The organism is Flavobacterium rhizophilum (genome assembly GCF_046000485.1).
GTDB lineage: Bacteria > Bacteroidota > Bacteroidia > Flavobacteriales > Flavobacteriaceae > Flavobacterium > Flavobacterium rhizophilum.
Genome location: NZ_JBELQB010000007.1, coordinates 147,403 through 165,627, shown reverse-complemented (window position 1 = coordinate 165,627; position 18,225 = coordinate 147,403). Strand labels below are relative to the sequence as shown.

18 protein-coding genes are annotated in these 18,225 nt (G+C 39.1%); 8 read left to right on the top strand and 10 right to left on the bottom strand.

Annotated features, from left to right (window positions below; all coding sequences use genetic code 11):
* Positions 1–101: 101 nt before the first annotated feature.
* Positions 102–953, bottom strand: a complete 852-nt coding sequence (locus ABS768_RS10930; RefSeq protein ID WP_408075001.1) for a DUF6929 family protein — start codon at positions 951–953, stop codon at positions 102–104.
* A 71-nt stretch (positions 954–1,024) separates the two neighbouring features.
* Here ABS768_RS10930 and ABS768_RS10925 point away from each other — a divergent pair, with 71 nt between their 5' ends.
* Positions 1,025–1,903 (top strand): PPK2 family polyphosphate kinase, encoded by an 879-nt coding sequence (locus tag ABS768_RS10925; RefSeq protein WP_408075000.1) that lies wholly within the window; start codon positions 1,025–1,027, stop codon positions 1,901–1,903.
* A 78-nt stretch (positions 1,904–1,981) separates the two neighbouring features.
* Here the strand turns inward: ABS768_RS10925 and ABS768_RS10920 are convergent, their stop codons facing one another.
* A complete protein-coding gene (locus ABS768_RS10920; protein ID WP_408074999.1) occupies positions 1,982–2,461 on the bottom strand; it encodes a hypothetical protein in 480 nt (159 codons plus the stop codon).
* Positions 2,462–2,654: 193 nt separating this feature from the next.
* Between ABS768_RS10920 and ABS768_RS10915 the strand changes: the two genes are divergently transcribed.
* Both ABS768_RS10915 and ABS768_RS10910 read left to right on the top strand, forming a co-directional pair.
* Entirely contained in the window at positions 2,655–4,049 is a 1,395-nt protein-coding gene (locus tag ABS768_RS10915; protein WP_408074998.1) for an MATE family efflux transporter, read from the top strand.
* A gap of 40 nt (positions 4,050–4,089) precedes the next feature.
* Complete coding sequence (locus ABS768_RS10910) at positions 4,090–4,320, top strand: hypothetical protein (protein ID WP_408074997.1); 231 nt, start codon at positions 4,090–4,092, stop codon at positions 4,318–4,320.
* 5 nt (positions 4,321–4,325) lie between these two features.
* Here ABS768_RS10910 and meaB read toward each other — a convergent pair whose 3' ends face one another.
* The 3 genes from meaB to ABS768_RS10895 all read right to left on the bottom strand — a co-directional run bounded on the left by meaB (position 4,326) and on the right by ABS768_RS10895 (position 6,633).
* Positions 4,326–5,414, bottom strand: a complete 1,089-nt coding sequence (gene meaB, locus ABS768_RS10905) for a methylmalonyl Co-A mutase-associated GTPase MeaB (RefSeq protein ID WP_408074996.1) — start codon at positions 5,412–5,414, stop codon at positions 4,326–4,328.
* A 121-nt stretch (positions 5,415–5,535) separates the two neighbouring features.
* A complete protein-coding gene (locus tag ABS768_RS10900; protein WP_408074995.1) occupies positions 5,536–6,180 on the bottom strand; it encodes an NAD(P)-dependent oxidoreductase in 645 nt (214 codons plus the stop codon).
* 45 nt (positions 6,181–6,225) lie between these two features.
* Positions 6,226–6,633 carry an Rrf2 family transcriptional regulator gene (locus ABS768_RS10895; protein WP_408074994.1) on the bottom strand — a complete coding sequence of 136 codons (408 nt, stop codon included), beginning with the start codon at positions 6,631–6,633 and terminating at the stop codon, positions 6,226–6,228.
* 385 nt (positions 6,634–7,018) lie between these two features.
* Here ABS768_RS10895 and ABS768_RS10890 point away from each other — a divergent pair, with 385 nt between their 5' ends.
* The 5 genes from ABS768_RS10890 (at position 7,019) to ABS768_RS10870 (ending at position 11,375) form a co-directional block, all read left to right on the top strand.
* Positions 7,019–7,936 (top strand): AEC family transporter, encoded by a 918-nt coding sequence (locus ABS768_RS10890; protein WP_408074993.1) that lies wholly within the window; start codon positions 7,019–7,021, stop codon positions 7,934–7,936.
* Between the two features lie 22 nt (positions 7,937–7,958).
* The gene (locus tag ABS768_RS10885) at positions 7,959–9,158 is read left to right on the top strand and encodes an MFS transporter (RefSeq protein ID WP_408074992.1); all 1,200 of its coding nucleotides are present in this window, start codon (positions 7,959–7,961) and stop codon (positions 9,156–9,158) included.
* Between the two features lie 115 nt (positions 9,159–9,273).
* The gene (locus ABS768_RS10880; RefSeq protein ID WP_408074991.1) at positions 9,274–9,438 is read left to right on the top strand and encodes a hypothetical protein; all 165 of its coding nucleotides are present in this window, start codon (positions 9,274–9,276) and stop codon (positions 9,436–9,438) included.
* Positions 9,439–9,471: 33 nt separating this feature from the next.
* Positions 9,472–9,900 carry a DoxX family protein gene (locus ABS768_RS10875; protein WP_408074990.1) on the top strand — a complete coding sequence of 143 codons (429 nt, stop codon included), beginning with the start codon at positions 9,472–9,474 and terminating at the stop codon, positions 9,898–9,900.
* A gap of 65 nt (positions 9,901–9,965) precedes the next feature.
* Positions 9,966–11,375, top strand: a complete 1,410-nt coding sequence (locus ABS768_RS10870; RefSeq protein ID WP_408075070.1) for an FAD-binding oxidoreductase — start codon at positions 9,966–9,968, stop codon at positions 11,373–11,375.
* On the opposite strand, the gene ABS768_RS10865 is transcribed toward ABS768_RS10870, so the two are convergent.
* The 5 genes from ABS768_RS10865 to ABS768_RS10845 all read right to left on the bottom strand — a co-directional run bounded on the left by ABS768_RS10865 (position 11,376) and on the right by ABS768_RS10845 (position 18,223).
* Complete coding sequence (locus ABS768_RS10865; RefSeq protein ID WP_330442827.1) at positions 11,376–12,617, bottom strand: cation:proton antiporter; 1,242 nt, start codon at positions 12,615–12,617, stop codon at positions 11,376–11,378.
* Between the two features lie 301 nt (positions 12,618–12,918).
* Positions 12,919–16,281: a preprotein translocase subunit SecA gene (secA, locus tag ABS768_RS10860; protein WP_408074989.1), complete on the bottom strand. Its 3,363-nt coding sequence runs from the start codon at positions 16,279–16,281 to the stop codon at positions 12,919–12,921.
* Between the two features lie 97 nt (positions 16,282–16,378).
* On the bottom strand, positions 16,379–16,600 hold the full coding sequence (locus tag ABS768_RS10855; protein WP_002986941.1) for a DUF2795 domain-containing protein: 222 nt from the start codon (positions 16,598–16,600) through the stop codon (positions 16,379–16,381).
* A gap of 180 nt (positions 16,601–16,780) precedes the next feature.
* Positions 16,781–17,353: a cob(I)yrinic acid a,c-diamide adenosyltransferase gene (locus ABS768_RS10850; RefSeq protein WP_408074988.1), complete on the bottom strand. Its 573-nt coding sequence runs from the start codon at positions 17,351–17,353 to the stop codon at positions 16,781–16,783.
* A gap of 168 nt (positions 17,354–17,521) precedes the next feature.
* Complete coding sequence (locus tag ABS768_RS10845) at positions 17,522–18,223, bottom strand: ABC transporter ATP-binding protein (RefSeq protein WP_408074987.1); 702 nt, start codon at positions 18,221–18,223, stop codon at positions 17,522–17,524.
* Positions 18,224–18,225: the final 2 nt, after the last annotated feature.

Sequence of the window (18,225 nt, the reverse complement as noted above, 5' to 3'; positions counted from 1 at the left end):
CAGAAAAAACAGTTAAAGGTTGGGAGAGAGGTAATTTTTTGTTTAAGGTTTCAAGTTTCATGTTGTAGTTAAACACGTAACTAATAGCCCGTAACATAAAACTATTTATCAATAGTAAGTTTATATATGTCAGATTCGGTTGCATCACTATCGGTATCTTCACATAAAAGGAATTCCAGTGATTTGCCCTTGTCCTTGTATAGGGTAATACCCTCAAACTTATTCTTGTTCGATATTATTTGGGTAAACTCCACCTTTACAGTCTCGATATCAATACAACCTATAAGTGAACCAGCCACTTCACCATCAAGATAAGTAGAGCCCGACTTTTCAGCAGCAGCAATAAAGTATAGTTTATCACCTACTTTAACGGCATCGGTAAAACTGGCCTGAGCACCGTTTATTTTAGGCAGGGTAATAGGGTTGTATATAATCTGGAAATAAATTTCGTTAATATCACCATCCAGTGTAAACAGTCCGTTTTGCTGTGCAGGTCCATTACCACGCTGAAACAGGTACCATATAGTTCCGTCGTTAACCGCAGCTTCTATATTAAAGTCTTCCGGACTAATCTCTCCAAAGCTCTGCATACCAAGGTAAAGGTCGGTCAGATCTGTAGGTGCTTGTGTGGTCTTGGTTTTAAAGTTGTAATGGGCAAGGCTGTTTCGGTTTTCCTTTAGCCCCGAACCCGAACCAAATATATATAAGGTGTTATCAAGTTTAGTGATAGCTTCAAAGTCCTGCTTGTCTTTTTTAGGGATGTTTTCAAGCGGACCAGTATAAGTGCTGTCGGCAAGGGATATCTTGCTGGTGGTTTTGTCGGTCATGTTGTATTCATACAGCATGTTGCTGTTGTCTGAAATAAGGAATAGCGAATTGTCGTTAAAAAACAACCCTGATGCAGAGCCTATTCCCATAATGTGTAACAGCAGTTCCAGCTTAAATTTTTGCATAAACTTGTGTTTTTGTTGTAAACGTATTGTTGTTTAATTTCTTACATTTATAAAGATAAATATTTCTTCGCATGGATATCAATACCGACGATTTTAAAGTAACCGAAACTTTTTCCATAAGTAAAGCGCCTACAAATATAGAACTGGAACTCTCAGCTAAAAAGAAAATAAAGAAAATTGAGAAAACCGGTAAAAAACTGGGTAAGCTTCAGGATAAGATGTATGCCAATAACCGCTATAGTGTTTTAATATGCCTACAGGGTATGGATACTGCCGGTAAGGACAGCCTTATACGTGAGGTATTCAAAAACTTTAATGCAAGGGGAGTGGTGGTGCACAGCTTTAAAACGCCAACATCAAACGAATTAAAACATGATTATTTATGGAGGCATTATATTGCCCTGCCACAAAGAGGAAAGTTTGCTGTTTTTAACCGTTCTCATTATGAGAATGTACTGGTAACCCGTGTGCATCCCAACTATATTTTAAACGAAAACCTTCCCGGCGTGGATAAAGAAGAAGATATAACTGATGCCTTTTGGGAAAGCCGTTTTGAACAGATTAATAATTTTGAGCAGCATTTGGCCGAAAACGGAACCATAGTACTTAAATTTTTCCTGCACTTAGGGAAAGAAGAGCAAAGACAAAGACTACTGCGCAGGCTGGAAAAGGAAGATCACCTTTGGAAATTTTCTGCAGGAGACCTTGACGAAAGGGAATTGTGGGATACTTATCAAACCTATTATGAGGAAGCAATAAGTAAAACCAGTAAGCCTCATGCACCTTGGTTTGCTATTCCTGCAGATGATAAAGAAACGGCGAGGCTGCTTGTAGCAAAAACAATATTAAACGAACTTAAAAAATATGATTTTAAAGAACCCGAAGTAAGTGATGATGTACTGGATAATATTGCCTTATACAGGGTAAAGTTACTTAACGAAAAGCCTTAAAAACATTAAAGCCTGTAACTTTTACATTACAGGCCTTAATTTGGTCTACTTAGGTTATTTATTAATTATTTTGGTGTTTCAAAGTTTAAATCCGTAGGCTACCCTAAAGGCAATCTGGTCGGCATGAAAATCGTTCATTCCTTCATATCTCAGGCTAAGGTCAATAAAACTGTTGGCATAACCTATACCCGGCGACCATAAAAAGGTGGTTTCGTTGTAATCGTTTGTTACAGCAAACCCGGCACCTGCCTCACCTAATACATAAAATCGGTCGCCCCACACAAAGGCTTTAAAACCGGCTTTAGCAGGAATAAATCCAAGATCTTTTATTTCATCCTCTCCAAAAAGATGCGTATAACCCGTTGTAAGGGTTAGAGAGGTTTTTTGAGAAAGATCATATTGTAATCTTGCATCGCCTCCCAAGGCAAAATTGAAATAATCTCCGGTTACTGCCCCGGCGTTAAGACCAAATCCTAAACGGAATCCCTGGTCGTAATTTGTATTCTCATTTACCTGTTGTGCATGGCTCGCTCCTGTAATTAGCAGAATGACAGCCATTAAAAAATGTTTCTTCAACTTCATATATCATTTTGTTACGATTATGAAGCAAAATTAACGCTTCAAATATAAAAATATTTTTAATATAAGGTTAAAAACTGTTATTATTTTTATTTTTTTAACGCTAAATTGTTTTTATGTTGATTTTTAGTGTATTAGGTGTTCTTCTTACTTTTGCAGAAAATTTAAAGCGGTGAACTTAGCGCAATACACAAAGGAATTCTCTTATAATATAAGGCTGGCCTATCCGGTAATACTGGGTATGCTGGGGCATACCATTACAGGTATTATAGATAATATAATGGTAGGGCAGCTGGGTGCTGCCGAACTTGCTGCTGCCTCACTGGGCAACAGTATGGTGTTTGTGGCTATGTCTGTAGGGATTGGCTTCTCCACAGCAATTACACCTATTATTGCAGAAGGTGATGCCGAAAAGGACACCGCTAAGGTAAGAACGGTTTTCCATCATGGTCTGTTTTTATGTACCATGCTTGGAATAATGCTGTTTGCAGTAGTATGGTTTGCCAAACCGCTTATGCATTTAATGGGACAGCCGGATGAGGTGGTTACTCTTGCGGCTCCTTATGTGGATTGGGTAGCTTTCTCGCTACTGCCTATGGTTATATTCCAGGGATACAAACAGTTTGCCGACGGACTTTCGCTTACCAAATATGCCATGTATGCTGTTATAGCCTCAAACATTATTAATGTTGTGGTAAACTACCTGCTTATATATGGTATTTGGATATTCCCTAAAATGGGGATTATAGGTGCGGCACTGGGTACTGTGGTTTCAAGGATATTTATGCTTATTTATATGCATATAAGCCTGTACAAAAACTCAAAACTCGAAACCTATTTTAAAGGCTTTACTTTTAAGGAAATTACAAAACCTATACTAAAAAAGATTACTTCGCTTGGCGTGCCGTCGTCTATGCAAATGTTGTTTGAAGTAGCCTTGTTTACGGGTGCGGTATGGCTTTCGGGCTCTATTGGGGCAAACAGCCAGGCGGCAAACCAAATTGCACTGAGCCTTGCTTCCATGACGTTTATGTTTGCCATGGGGCTTAGCGTTACGGCCATGATTAGGGTAGGGAATCAAAAAGGACTTCAGGATTACAAGAAGCTGCAACTGGTTGCACGTTCCATATTCCTGCTGGCTATTATACTGGAAATAGTGTTCGCTTTGTTCTTTGTGCTTTTCCATGATTACCTGCCAATGTTCTTCCTTAATATGAAGAACCCCGAACTGGCGCTTGAAAACAGCGAGGTTATAAGTATTGCATCTACCTTATTACTGGTGGCAGCCGTTTTCCAGATTACCGATGGTATTCAGGTGGTGGTGCTGGGAGCACTCCGCGGACTACAGGATGTTAAGATACCTACCTATATTACCTTTGTAGCCTACTGGGTTATTGGTTTCCCTGTATCTTATTATTTAGGGTTACATACGCCTTTAAAAGCGACCGGAATATGGATAGGACTGCTGGCAGGGTTAACAGCTGCCGCAATATTTTTGTATATTCGCTTTCACGTACTTACCAAAAGGCTTATTGCTAATCCCGTTAGCAAAGCCGAAGTAGCGTAAAACGGATTTATTGTAAGACTTATATTTTATAAATTATACTATGGAACTACCTAAATTTTTATTGGGAGATAATACCGATCATCCGGAAGATATTTACATTATTCACCTTGACTATCCTCGATTCATTATCAATTTAAAAGATGATGAGGTAGAGTTCCTGGAAGAGCCGGAAGACCTTGACGAAAATGAACTGAACAGTGAAATGGAAGGCCTTATTGAAATGGCTAATAATTTTTACGACAGGGAAATGGAACGTTATGAAAGTGAATAGGTAACCTATTTACCAAAATATTTTTCCAACAATATATGAGCGGCTGCAAACGGTGATATTTCATTGTTTTGCACCGCTTTTTTATTTTGGTTAAGCAGTTCGGCAATATCAGGCCTGTTGTAAAAACGGTTTTTAAGCTGTTCGTTTATAGTTTCGGTAAGCCAGTGGCTGTTCTGCTCGCTGCGTCTGTCTTCAAAGTAGTTGTTCTCTTTAGTAAGAGAGAAATATTCGTTCATTATCTGCCAAACATCATCTATACCATCATGGGTAACGGCACTACAGGTAGTAACCTTTGGTTGCCACCCTGATGTTTTTGCAGGGAATAGGTGTAAAGCTCTGTTGAATTCGGTTTTGGCAAGTTTTGCCTTTTTAATGTTATCACCATCGGCTTTATTGATTACAATTAAATCGGCCATTTCCATAATCCCGCGTTTAATACCCTGAAGTTCGTCTCCGGCTCCGGCAATTTTAAGCAGCAGGAAAAAATCAACCATACTGTGTACGGCAGTTTCACTTTGCCCAACTCCTACGGTTTCTATTATAATAGTATCAAAGCCACATGCCTCACAAAGTATAATCGCTTCGCGTGTTTTGCGGGCTACACCACCCAGAGTATCGCCCGATGCTGACGGACGTATATAGGCATTTTCATCTTTTACTAACTCTTCCATACGGGTTTTATCGCCCAGTATACTACCGTGTGATAACGAACTGCTGGGGTCTACAGCCAGTACAGCAACCTTGTGTCCATGTGCGGTAAGGTGTTTGCCAAAAGCCTCTATAAAGGTGCTTTTTCCTACACCCGGTACACCCGTAATCCCTATTCTAACCGACTTATTTGCATGTGGAAGGCAGGTAGCAATAACCTCGTTAGCTTTTTCAAGATGCGATGGGTTTGTGCTTTCTATAAGTGTAATGGCACGGCTAAGCGCAATTTTATCTCCGTTAAGTATACCGTCAGACAGTTCTTTGGCAGAAGGCTGTTTTCTCCTAAGATTGGTAATATGCTCAATGGAAGATTTACTGATGCTTTCCGGCTGGTTAACACCTTCTTTTTCGTGCAGGGCAGTTTTATGGGCTTTCGGGTTATTCACGTGTAATTTCTTAGTAGGGTAAAATTACGTTTTTTTGTGCAAAACGCCATAGTTGCAGCGCTAAACATAAAAAGGAATGCAACTGCATTCCTTTTTAATATATACTAGGTATGATGGGGGGTTAGTATGCTGCGGTAAAACGTTGCTGGTGGTGTTTTGGGTTTTCGGCCTCATCGGCAATAACAACAGCAAGGTCCTCGCCCGAAAGTATACTTCTTTTATCATCATTAAATACAGGGTTTTCCAGTCCTAAGCGGTAGTTACCTGTACGACCTGTATCAATACCCTGATGCATTTCTATGGCAGGACTAAAGAAAGCCCAGTCAAGCTCTTTTTCATCTCTAAGTATATTAAGGTAGTCTCTTGCAGCAGTAGCGCCTGCTTTGTAGTCTTCAGGGAATTCAGGAGTATCTACAAGCTGTAGGTTAGGAGCAATGTAAAGGCTTCCGGCACCCCCAATAGTGATGAATCTTTTTACACCTGATTTCTTAACAGCTTCCTGTATGGATTGTGATCCTTTAATGAAATCGTCATAAATGTTAGGGTTGGTCCATCCCGGGTTATAAGCGTTTACAACAACATCGTTTCCTTTTAATGCCTCGGCTAGAGCTTCAGTATCAAAAATGTCTGTTTTTTTCCAGGTAACACCACTAACGTCTTCTTTTGGATTACGTACAATGGCAGTTACTTCGTGTTTTCTTGAAGTAAACTCTTTTACAAGGTTTGAGCCTACAAATCCGGTGGCTCCTATAATTGCTATTTTCATAATTTTATATGTAATTAAAAATGTTACAGTTTAGGGTAAAAAAAATCAAAACTTATCAGTAAACTCCAAAAGGCTAATGTCCTTTAACTGAACGCTGATTTTATTGTTTATGTCATCATATAATGCGTCTAGATTCTGGTTTATTTTTTTTCCTACCGGGCAGGCAGGGTTAGGGTCATTTTTGGCATAGCCGAGACTTACTTTCTCAAAAGTCATTTTAAAAATATCATCAAGGCTAATATCCTTCACTGATTTTGCCAGTCGTGTACCGCCGTTTTTTCCTTCGCGGCTTTCTACCATATTATGCTTTTTCAGGTTGGCAATTTCTTTTCGTACCAATACAGGATTTATATTCATGCTACCAGCCAAAAAATCTGACGATAGGTATTCGTCCGGAAATTTTGAAAGGAGCGTGAGTATATGTAATGTTATGGCAAACTTACCTGAAATCATACTGTAATAAAATATATTACAAATGTACGATATTATTTGAAATAAACATAATTGAATGTTTTTATTTAAAAAATAGGTAAAAAAAAATTAAAGTTTATATTTGCTTTTAGCATAATTGTACAAACACTACCACCTACAAGAATGAAAGGAACACAAGAAGTAGCCCCGGTTTTTGTGTCCGGATTCCGTTTTGGTTTGCCGGATATCACCTTACAGATTATTTTAATTATTAGTTTTTATATGACTGTAAGTTTACCTGAAAATTCTGTGTATTTTCTGTTATTCGGGTTATTTCCCTTTTTTGTTTCCATACTTTTTATATCACATTTCTGTAACAAATCAGCCAGGAAAATAAGTTTTACCTCTCTAAGTAATACTGATTGTAATGGATAATGTTATATTGATTTTTATATGCCTTGTGCTGGGTGTAGTGTTACAAAAAATTAAGGTTTTTCCTAAAAATGGCCATGTAACATTAAACCAGTTTATTATTTATATATCATTGCCGGCATTAACACTTTACTTTATACCTAAAGTAGTAATACGCAGTGAACTGCTATTTCCTCTATGTACTTCGTGGATAGGGTTTATTCTTGCTTATGTCTTTTTTACTTTATTGGGAAGATGGCTGGGCTGGTCTAAAAAACTAATAGGCTGCCTTATTTTAACCGGAGGCTTAGGTAATACGGCATTTATTGGATTTCCTGTAGTGGAGGCCCTTTTTGGCAAGCAGGGGCTTAAAACAGCTATAGTGCTGGATCAGGCAGGGACCTTTGTGGTAATGGCTACACTGGGGATATTGGTGGCAACCACACATTCTGCCAGTATGAAAGACAGTGGGGCGAGCGTGATTTTAAAGCGGGTTTTTACGTTTCCACCGTTTATCGCCTTTCTTATCGCCGCAACAATGAATGTTAGCGGATTTGATTTTACGGAAGATATTCAGGAAGTTATTATGAATATATGCCGTACTACGGCACCTGTGGCATTGGTTGCTGTAGGAATGCAGTTAAAAATTGACAGAAAAAGCAAATATTGGAATTCACTATACATCGGATTGTTTTTTAAACTAATTTTGATGCCGGCTGTAATATTTACCCTTTATAAGGTAATACTTGGGGGGAAAGGCCTTGAAACCAATGTCTCTTTGATAGAGGCTTCCATGGGCCCCATGGTAACCGCGGCAGTGTTGGCATCGGCATATGGTTTAAAGCCTAAACTTGCCGGTATGATGATAGGGGTGGGAATCCCTGTTTCTTTTATAACACTGGACTTTTGGTATTGGTTAATACTGAATTACTAATTTTTAAGTCCGTTGTTTTTTTATGGATAATGTTCTTACAGAGAAGCAAAAAGAAATTGCTTCTAAAACCGTTTATTCAATTCTCTTTTCCATAAGTTTTGCCCATTTGTTAAACGATTTGTTACAATCGGTTATTCCGGCATCTTACCCTATACTTAAAGAAAATTACAATCTTAATTTTACTCAGGTAGGACTTATTACCTTTTCCTATCAGGTAGCAGCATCGATACTACAGCCTTTTGTAGGCTTTTTTACCGATAAAAACCCAAAACCATTCTCTAAAGTTATAGGTATGCTGTTTACCCTTTCGGGTATCATCACGCTTTCTTATGCGGGATCTTTTCCTGTTATATTACTTTCGGTAATTATGGTGGGTATTGGTTCTTCAATATTCCATCCTGAAGCATCCAGAGTTGCTTATTTGGCATCCGGAGGTAAAAGGGGACTGGCACAATCCATTTTCCAGATAGGGGGTAATACAGGTACGGCGATTGGTCCCTTACTTATAGCATGGGTAGTAGTGCCAAACGGACAGCGTTACATTGTTTGGTTTGCCATTGTAGCTATACTGGCTATCATGGTACTAACCCATATTGGGAGATGGTATCAGGAGCATTTAAATCTTACTGCCAGAAAGAAAAAGATAGAAAAATTACCCGACTTAACGCAAACTCAGGTAGTAATTTCGGTAGTCATATTGTTGGTGCTTATATTCTCAAAATACTTTTATGTAGCGAGTATTTCCAGCTACTTTACCTTTTATCTAATGGATAAGTTTTACCTTTCGGTACAGGATGCACAGTTCTACTTATTCATGTTTCTTATATCGGTAGCTGCGGGTACACTGCTTGGCGGGCCATTGGGAGATAAGTTTGGCCGTAAATATGTAATATGGTTCTCTGTACTGGGTGCAGCTCCGTTTACGTTACTGTTACCGTTTGCTAGTTTGTTTTGGACAGCCATACTAATTGTAATAATAGGTGTTATAATCTCGTCGGCTTTCCCGGCAATATTAGTATATGCGCAGGAACTACTCCCTAAAAAACTGGGAATGGTATCGGGACTTTTTTATGGTTTTGCTTTTGGTATGGGTGGACTGGGCTCTGCATTATTGGGCTACCTTGCTGATAAAACCAGTATTGAGCATGTATATAACATTTGTGCCTACCTTCCATTAATAGGTGTTATAGCTTATTTCCTTCCGAATCTGAAAAAGAAATAAATAAAATCAGTTATAATTTTAACAAGAGCCGGTGATATTGTTTTATTATCGGCTTTTTGTTCTTTTTTGTAGTATTTTGACTAAGTTTATGAAATCCATCTAAACTCAAAACAATATGTCTGCATTAAAGTTAACGGCAGTCCCTGTGCTTAAGGTATTAAGGGCTGCAAGGCTGGTGATTTTTGAAATTATCGGCAGTAAGTATCTCCCCAAAAAAACACCTGCTATGGTACCTATACCTGTAGCGAATAAAAAGTTTCCCCCACAATGTACAAAGTAACTCCCCACTTAACATTTAAAGGAATTTTTAATTATGTGGATTTTTGATACTACAAGAGATAAAAGATTATACAATTTCGTTCTTTTTTTAATCAGGATTACAATAGCTCTTTTTATGCTTACGCATGGGCTAAAAAAAATAGACCTACTACTTAGTGATGAGCCCGTACAGTTTGCCGATCCCTTTGGTATAGGAGCAACCGCTTCCCTTATGCTAACGGTATTTGCAGAGGTAGTGTGTTCTGCACTGTTAATAATAGGCCTGGCAACCAGGCTTGCGGTATTACCGTTAATAATAACTATGGTAGTGGCAGTGTTTATGATTCATGGTTCTGATGGTTTTGAACGACAGGAGTTGGGAGGTATATACTTAATGGTTTATGTGCTGTTACTCATTACAGGTAGCGGGAAATATTCACTGGACCATTTGATATGCAGGAAAAAAAGGAAGATGTTTTATTAGTACTTTTATATTTTTCAGGCTGGTTTTTTGTAGTACTTTTGATGTAAACTTACATTAATACTATGATGACTAAGCCGCTAACACAAGAAATGATTGCCTCACTTGAAACGATAGTAGGGCAGTCATTTCTTTTTTTAGATACAGATACCCGAAACCATTACGGACATGATGAAACCGAGGATTATATTTTTCCGCCCTCGGTTGTGCTTAAACCCGGCAGTACCCAAGAGGTGGCTGCTGTAATGAAACTGGCAAACGAGTATGGTGTACCTGTAGTGCCTATTGGCGGGCGTACAGGTCTTAGTGGTGGTGCGCTTAGTATTTATGAGGGGATCGGGCTTTCTATGGAGCGCTTTAATAAGATTGACATAGATGAAAAAAATCTTCAGGCAACTGTTGAGCCTGCGGTAATTACTCAGGTATTTAGGGAAGCAGCTAAGGAAAAAGGACTTTTTTATCCGCCAGATCCAAGTAGTCAGGGTAGTTGTACCATAGGAGGTAATGTAGCCGAAAATGCCGGAGGTGCCCGTGCTGTTAAATATGGTGTTACTAAAGATTATGTACTTAACATGGAAGTAGTATTACCTAACGGCGAAATTATATGGACAGGCGCCAATACACTTAAAAACTCAACCGGATATAATTTAACCCAGCTTATGGTGGGTAGCGAAGGAACACTTGGTATCATTACCAAAATTGTAATGAAACTATTGCCTGACAATTCCCATAATATATTGATGTTAGTACCTTTCTTTAATGCAGGACAGGCTTGTGAAGCTGTAGCACAAATATTCAGGGCCGGGGTAGTTCCAAGTGCGCTTGAGTTTATGGAGCGTGATGCGATTGACTGGACGCTTAAATATGTAGATGGTGTAAGCCTTGATATTAAGGATGAGGTTGAAGCTCATTTGCTTATTGAAGTAGACGGTAATTATCCTGATGTGCTTTTTGCCGAAGCAGAAAAGATTACCCAAGTACTGGAACAGTTTGATATTGACGAGATTTTATTTGCCGATAGCGAAGACCAGAAAAATGCACTTTGGAAACTCCGCAGGGCTGTTGGCGAGGCTGTAAAATCGAACTCGGTTTATAAGGAGGAAGATACCGTAGTGCCACGATATGAACTTCCTACACTTTTGGAAGGAATAAAAACAATAGGTAAAAAGTATGGTTTTCATTCGGTTTGCTACGGACACGCCGGAGATGGTAACCTGCATGTGAATATCATAAAAGGGGATATGACCGATGAGAACTGGAAAACCAAAGTGCCTAAAGGGATACGTGAAATTTTTGAACTTACGGTATCATTAAAAGGAACGCTTTCGGGGGAGCACGGTATTGGCTATGTACAGAAAAACTATATGGATATTGCTTTTAACAACACCCAGCTTCAATTAATGAAAAGCATTAAAAAGATATTTGATCCTAATAACATACTGAATCCGGGTAAGGTGCTTCCTGATAATTTGATTTAATTACTTTTTGGATAGCAATTTTCCTGCAATCTTAGCAATAGATAGTCCCTGTACCAAAATAGAGAATACCACCACAAAGTAGGTAATGGCAATTATATCATTTTTATAAGGTACGTCGTCTATAGATAATGCCAGTGCTATAGATACCCCGCCTCTTAGTCCGCCCCATACCAGTATTTTTATGGTACTGGAGTTGAATTTCTTTTTGAAGGGAACTATAAGTGTAGGCAGCCATATAGATACATAGCGAGCCAGTAATACAACAACGACACAGGTAAGTCCCGGTAGCCAGTAACTATTTATGTTATTTACCATAAGCAGGTTGAAACCTATAAAAAGGAATAATACGGCATTGAGTATTTCGTCGTTAAGTTCCCAAAACTTCTCGAGGTAATCTTTTGTTTCTGCTGACATCGTCGATTTCTTTTTGAAATTACCTATAATTAAACCGGCAAATACCATGGTAAGCGGACCCGAGATATGCATTGCCGAAGCAATTAAATAACCTCCCATAACAACAGCCAGTGTTATTAATACGGTCACTTTATAGTCATCAATTTTTCGTATGGCAGTTGCAGCAACTACACCTAACAGTACACCAAGTAAAAAGCCACCGCCTGCTTCTCTTAAAAATAACCAAACCACATTAAAAACGGTAGGGGTGTATTCGTTGTCCTGGGCAATGTTAAGTATAACGGCAAAAGCAACAATTGCCATACCATCGTTAAAAAGAGATTCCCCGGCGATTTTTGTCTCGAGTGATTTACGCACTTTAACTTCCTTTAATATACTTAGTACTGCTACAGGATCTGTAGGGGATATAAGCGCCCCAAAAAGCAGGCAGTACATGTATGGAATATTAAGGTGTAAAAAGGGCGTAAGATAATAAAGGAATGTGCCTACGGCAAACGTTGATATAACAACGCTTACGGTAGAGAATATAATTATAGGAAGTCGCTGCTCCCTGAGGTCTTTTAAGTTAATGTGAATAGCCCCTGCAAAAAGCATGAAGTTAAGCATAGCACCCATTAGGAGCTCGGTAAAATCAAACTGGGAGATAAGTGACGATATTCTATGTAGCGTATCGGGAACTACATGACCAAAGACTACCAAAAATATAGATACAGCCATTGCTATAACCATGATGCCAATAGTGGAAGGCAGTTTAAGGAAGCGTACATTAAAATAGGCAAAAAAAGATGCTAATACTATCAGTACAGAGAGAGAATAGTATAATTCCATAGGTATTTAAAAGTATAAGAGTAATAAATGCGGGTTTTCCAAAAATACAGAAATCCAGATGATTTACCTATTCTTTTAAAACACAAAAGTCGTTTAATTGGAGGACTCTTGTGTTAAATTTTTTAAAGCTTTTACATCCTGCGAAAAACCAGAAAAGACTGTGAACAATAAAATGAAGGTAATTAGGCGTTTTTTCAGGGTTGTTTGATTTTTGGTAAAGATGAATTTTTTATCTTAAAACAGATGGTATAAAAAAATCCCGACTGTTAAGTCGGGATTTTTATTTATGAGCTGAATATAATTACTCGTTTACAATAACCCATTCACCGGTTGAAATCATGCTTTCAGCCTTTTTGAATTTCATGGTTTCGGTTTTACCGCTCATAACATGTTTAATAGTAACATTGTCATTACGGTTAATTTTTGGAGCATCCCTTACAATGGTTTCAGTAACCTGAGGTCGGCTTTGGCTTTGTTGTGACACTTGGCGTGCTTTTTCGGCCATTTCCTCAGTATTTAAAACTTCTTCCTTAGTTTCAGTATACTCTTCTTTTTGCTGGACCTGTTGTCCCGCATCCTGAATTTGCTGAGCATTTTGAGACGGAAGCTCTCCTTTAAACAGGAATGAGATTACATCTTTGTTAATACCGTCTACCGTCTTTTTAAACAGTTCGAACGCTTCAAACTTATAGATAAGCAGCGGATCTTTTTGCTCGTGCACTGCAAGCTGTACCGATTGTTTCAGCTCATCCATTTTGCGAAGGTGCTTCTTCCAGGCCTCATCAACAATGGCAAGGGTAATGTTCTTCTCAAAATCAGTGATAAGTGATTTACCTTCGCTTTGGTACGCTTTTTCAAGGTTAGTAACTACGTTAAGTGATTTTACACCATCGGTAAACGGTACTACTATACGCTCATACTGTCCCTGATTATTTTCGTAAACGTTTTTGATTACGATAAATGCCTCGGCAGCAGTACGTTCTGTTTTATCATGGTAAGTTTGGCTTACAACTTTGTAAACTTTACCTGCAATTTCTATAGAGCTTAGTTTACCAAATTCGGCTTCGCTAATTGGAGAACTTATAGCAAAATTACGGATAAGTTCAAACTCAAAGTTTTTAAAGTCATTTATGGCTTTGTTGTTTTCGGCAATAACTTCGGCAGTATCGTACATCATGTTAGCGATATCCACTTTAAGACGCTCCCCGAATAATGCGTGCTTTCTACGTTTGTAAACCACCTCACGTTGTGCATTCATTACGTCATCATATTCAAGAAGACGTTTACGTACACCAAAGTTATTTTCTTCCACTTTTTTCTGTGCACGCTCAATAGACTTGGTCATCATAGAGTGTTGGATAACCTCACCCTCTTTAAGTCCCATTCTGTCCATTATCTTGGCTACTCTTTCAGAACCGAATAAACGCATCAGGTTATCTTCAAGAGATACATAGAATTGAGAACTTCCCGGGTCTCCCTGACGACCGGCACGACCACGAAGCTGTCTGTCCACACGTCTTGAATCGTGACGTTCTGTACCGATGATTGCTAAACCTCCTGCAGCCTTAACCTCTGGGGTAAGCTTAATATCGGTACCACGACCTGCCATGTTTGTAGCAATGGTTACGATACCCGGTTTACCTGCTTCGGCAACAATTTCTGCCTCTTTTTTGTGAAGTTTCGCGTTCAGTACATTGTGCGGTACATTTCTCATTTTAAGCATACGGCTTAATAACTCTGAAATATCTACCGATGTAGTACCGATAAGTACCGGTCTTCCTGCCTGAGAAAGTTCTGTTACATCTTCAATAACAGCGTTGAATTTCTCACGCATTGTGCGGTATATAAGATCGTGTTTGTCTTTACGTGCAATTGGTCTGTTAGTTGGAATTTCAACAACATCCAATTTATAAATTTCCCAAAACTCACCTGCTTCTGTAACAGCTGTACCCGTCATACCGCTCAGTTTGTTGTACATCCTGAAGTAGTTTTGCAGGGTAATGGTAGCAAAGGTTTGAGTAGCAGCTTCAATCTTAACGTTCTCTTTTGCCTCAATTGCCTGGTGTAAACCGTCTGAATAACGTCTACCATCCATAATACGACCTGTTTGCTCGTCTACAATCATGATCTTATTGTCCATGATTACATACTCAACGTCTTTTTCAAACAGGGTATAAGCTTTTAACAGCTGAGTAAGGGTATGGATACGCTCACTTTTAACAGAGAAGTCTTTAAATAATACTTCTTTCTCTTCTGCCTCTTCTTCTTTGCTTAATTTTTTCTTTTCAATGTTGGCAATTTCGGTACCAATATCCGGAAGTACAAAGAATTCTTTGTCTGTATCCTGAGAAAGGAACTGAATACCGTTATCGGTAAGTTCTACCTGATTGTTTTTCTCTTCGATTACAAAGTAAAGAGCCTCATCAATTTTATGCATTTCACGGTTGTTGTCCTGCATATAGTGATTTTCGGTTTTTTGAAGCAGTTGCTTCACACCTTCTTCACTCAAGAATTTGATAAGTGCTTTATTTTTAGGTAAACCACGGTGTGCTCTTAATAACAGGAAGCCGCCTTCTTTAGTATTACCTTCTTTGATTAATTTTTTAGCCTCTGCAAGTACACCGTTAATAAGTGTTTTCTGCATGTTGTAAAGGTTGTCTACTTTTGGCTTAAGTTCGTTGAACTCGTGGCGGTCTCCCTGCGGAACCGGACCGGATATGATAAGCGGCGTACGGGCGTCGTCAATCAATACCGAGTCAACCTCATCGACAATTGCATAGTTATGCTTTTTCTGTACGAGGTCGCTAGGAGAGTGAGCCATATTATCCCTTAGGTAGTCAAAACCAAACTCGTTGTTTGTACCATAAGTAATATCTGCAGCATATGCTTTTCTTCTGGCGTCAGAGTTAGGCTGGTGGTTGTCAATACAGTCAACCGTCATACCGTGGAACTCAAATAAAGGAGCTTTCCATGTACTATCCCTTCGTGCAAGGTAGTCGTTCACCGTTACAAGGTGAACTCCGTTTCCTGTAAGGGCGTTAAGGTAAAGCGGAAGTGTAGCCACAAGGGTTTTACCTTCACCCGTTTGCATCTCGGCAATTTTACCCTGGTGAAGTACTATACCACCAATAAGCTGAACATCGTAGTGAATCATATCCCAGGTAATTTCCTTACCTGCGGCATTCCACGTGTTAGCCCACGAGGCGTTGTCGCCCTCAATGGTAATATAAGGTTTAGTTGCAGAAAGTTCAATATCCTTAGGAGTAGCCTTAACCGTAATAGAGCTGTTCTCTTTAAATCGGCGGGCTGTTTCCTTAACTACCGCAAATGCTTCCGGTAGTATATCCATTAATACTTTCTCACTTATCTCATATGCCTCTTTTTCAAGAGCATCGATAGATGCATAAATATCTTCTCTTGCATCAATGTCTTCTGTTTGTTCAACTTCCTGCTGGTAAGAGGCTATTTTAGCATCTTTATCGGCACGGGCATCACGTATCTTCTCCTTAAAGTAGATAGTTTTAGCTCTAAGCTCATCGTTAGAAAGTTGCGCTAAAGCTTCCTCGTAGGTTTTAACCTTATTGATTAAAGGCTGGATGGCCTTTATATCCTTTTGCGATTTGTCACCTACAAAAGCTTTTAGAATGCTGTTTATTAAACTCATTATTATATAATTACTTTTGTTTGTTTTTCTCTGATAGGTACAAATTTAACCAAAAAAAAAGCCTCATTGAAGAGACTTTTCAGTTGATTTTATTTTCCTAATATTCATCCTCATTCCAAAGATAGTCTTCGTCTGTAGGATAGTCAGGCCATATTTCTTCCATTGATTCGTAGATTTCTCCTTCATCTTCAATAGATTGTAGGTTTTCTACTACCTCAAGTGGTGCTCCTGTTCTGATGGCATAGTCAATCAGCTCATCTTTTGTAGCCGGCCATGGGGCATCACTCAAATAGGATGCTAGTTCTAATGTCCAATACATCTTATAAACGATTTAATTTTATGCAAAAATAAATTTTATACTGAAATAGTCAAGTAAAATTTTGTTTATTTTCTGTAAAAAGTTAAGAACGTTTTTTTGGTGTCCCATATGCGGTGTTCACGGGCAGTTTAAGACTGCTTAGATTCCCCGATTTTACTGTTAACCATAAAGGTTTGCCAACTAATACTTTTCCGGTATCCACTTCACTTCGTCAGCCTTAAGATCATGGGACAACTTTCGTGCCAACACAAAAAGGTAGTCAGAAAGTCGGTTTAAGTATGTCAAAACCCTTTCATCTGTAGGCTCAAGCTCATGTAAATGTACCGATAAACGCTCTGCACGACGGCAAACACAACGTGCTATGTGACAATATGACACAGTTGTATGGCCTCCCGGAAGCACAAAGTGCGTCATAGGTGGTAGTTCAGAATCCATAGCGTCAATCTCATTTTCAAGATGTTGGATATTCTCTTCAGAGATTTTAGGGATGTTAAGCCTATCTTTTCCGTTTTTCAGGGTTAGTTTTTCGGGGTCTGTTGCCAATATGGCACCCAAAGTAAACAGGCGGTCCTGAATATGCTCCAGTACTTTTTTGTAATGCGGGTTCATATCCTGATCACGGATAAGCCCAATGTGTGAGTTAAGTTCGTCTACAGTACCGTAGCTCTCTATGCGTATATGGTGTTTTGGTACACGGGTTCCGCCAAAAAGGGCGGTAGTACCTTTATCTCCTGTTTTAGTATATACTTTCATTTTGTTATGCTATTGAAAGATTGGAAATTTAATGATTAAAAAAATTATGCATGGTTATCATCCTGACGAAAGAAGGATCTTTTTTCCTGATTTAGATTCTTCACTCCGTTTGTATTTCGTTCAGAATGACAGCCTGTTTGCGGAATATTGTCAAATGTTCACTGAATACTACCTGTGCGGATTAGGGTTAACTTTGTCGCTTTCTATAACACCGTCCCTAAGCCGGATAACCCTGTGGGCATAAGCCGCAATGTCTTCCTCGTGGGTTACCAGTATAACGGTATTACCGTTTGCGTGTATCTCATTGAAAAGTTTCATAATTTCAACCGATGTTTTACTGTCAAGGTTACCTGTAGGTTCATCGGCAAGGATAATAGATGGGTGATTAACCAGTGCACGGGCTACAGCAACCCTTTGGCGCTGCCCTCCCGAAAGCTGGTTGGGTTTGTGATCCATGCGGTCTTCCAGTCCTACCTGTGTTAGCACCTGTGAGGCTCGCTCGTTACGCTCGGGTTTTTTGTGGCCTGCATATACCATAGGCAAGGCTACATTATCCAGTGCGGTGGTGCGCGGCAGCAGGTTAAAAGTTTGGAAAACGAAACCTATTTCTTTGTTACGTATTTCGGCCAACTCATTATCGCTCATTTTGCTCACGTCCTTTCCGTTAAGAATGTAAGTACCTCCGGTAGGGGTGTCCAGGCAGCCTAACAGGTTCATAAGGGTAGATTTACCGGATCCCGACGGGCCCATTAATGCCACATATTCGCCTTTGTTTATAGTTAGGTCAATGCCTTTTAAAACTTTTACCACCTCATTGCCCAGCGGAAAGTTTCTGGTTATGCCTTTTATATCGATAATTGGTTGTGCCATAC

Bases quoted from the DNA above. Each gene is read 5' to 3' on its own strand.
- ABS768_RS10880 (WP_408074991.1), top strand. From the start codon at position 9,274: ATGTCTGCATTAAAGTTAACGGCAGTCCCTGTGCTTAAGGTATTAAGG.
- ABS768_RS10855 (WP_002986941.1), bottom strand. From the start codon at position 16,600: ATGTATTGGACATTAGAACTAGCATCCTATTTGAGTGATGCCCCATGG.
- ABS768_RS10900 (WP_408074995.1), bottom strand. From the start codon at position 6,180: ATGAAAATAGCAATTATAGGAGCCACCGGATTTGTAGGCTCAAACCTT.
- ABS768_RS10845 (WP_408074987.1), bottom strand. From the start codon at position 18,223: ATGGCACAACCAATTATCGATATAAAAGGCATAACCAGAAACTTTCCG.
- ABS768_RS10920 (WP_408074999.1), bottom strand. From the start codon at position 2,461: ATGGCTGTCATTCTGCTAATTACAGGAGCGAGCCATGCACAACAGGTA.
- ABS768_RS10890 (WP_408074993.1), top strand. From the start codon at position 7,019: ATGGATAATGTTATATTGATTTTTATATGCCTTGTGCTGGGTGTAGTG.
- ABS768_RS10895 (WP_408074994.1), bottom strand. From the start codon at position 6,633: ATGATTTCAGGTAAGTTTGCCATAACATTACATATACTCACGCTCCTT.
- ABS768_RS10865 (WP_330442827.1), bottom strand. From the start codon at position 12,617: ATGGAATTATACTATTCTCTCTCTGTACTGATAGTATTAGCATCTTTT.
- ABS768_RS10930 (WP_408075001.1), bottom strand. From the start codon at position 953: ATGCAAAAATTTAAGCTGGAACTGCTGTTACACATTATGGGAATAGGC.
- secA (WP_408074989.1), bottom strand. From the start codon at position 16,281: ATGAGTTTAATAAACAGCATTCTAAAAGCTTTTGTAGGTGACAAATCG.
- ABS768_RS10885 (WP_408074992.1), top strand. From the start codon at position 7,959: ATGGATAATGTTCTTACAGAGAAGCAAAAAGAAATTGCTTCTAAAACC.
- ABS768_RS10910 (WP_408074997.1), top strand. From the start codon at position 4,090: ATGGAACTACCTAAATTTTTATTGGGAGATAATACCGATCATCCGGAA.
- ABS768_RS10875 (WP_408074990.1), top strand. From the start codon at position 9,472: ATGTGGATTTTTGATACTACAAGAGATAAAAGATTATACAATTTCGTT.
- ABS768_RS10925 (WP_408075000.1), top strand. From the start codon at position 1,025: ATGGATATCAATACCGACGATTTTAAAGTAACCGAAACTTTTTCCATA.
- ABS768_RS10850 (WP_408074988.1), bottom strand. From the start codon at position 17,353: ATGAAAGTATATACTAAAACAGGAGATAAAGGTACTACCGCCCTTTTT.
- ABS768_RS10870 (WP_408075070.1), top strand. From the start codon at position 9,966: ATGACTAAGCCGCTAACACAAGAAATGATTGCCTCACTTGAAACGATA.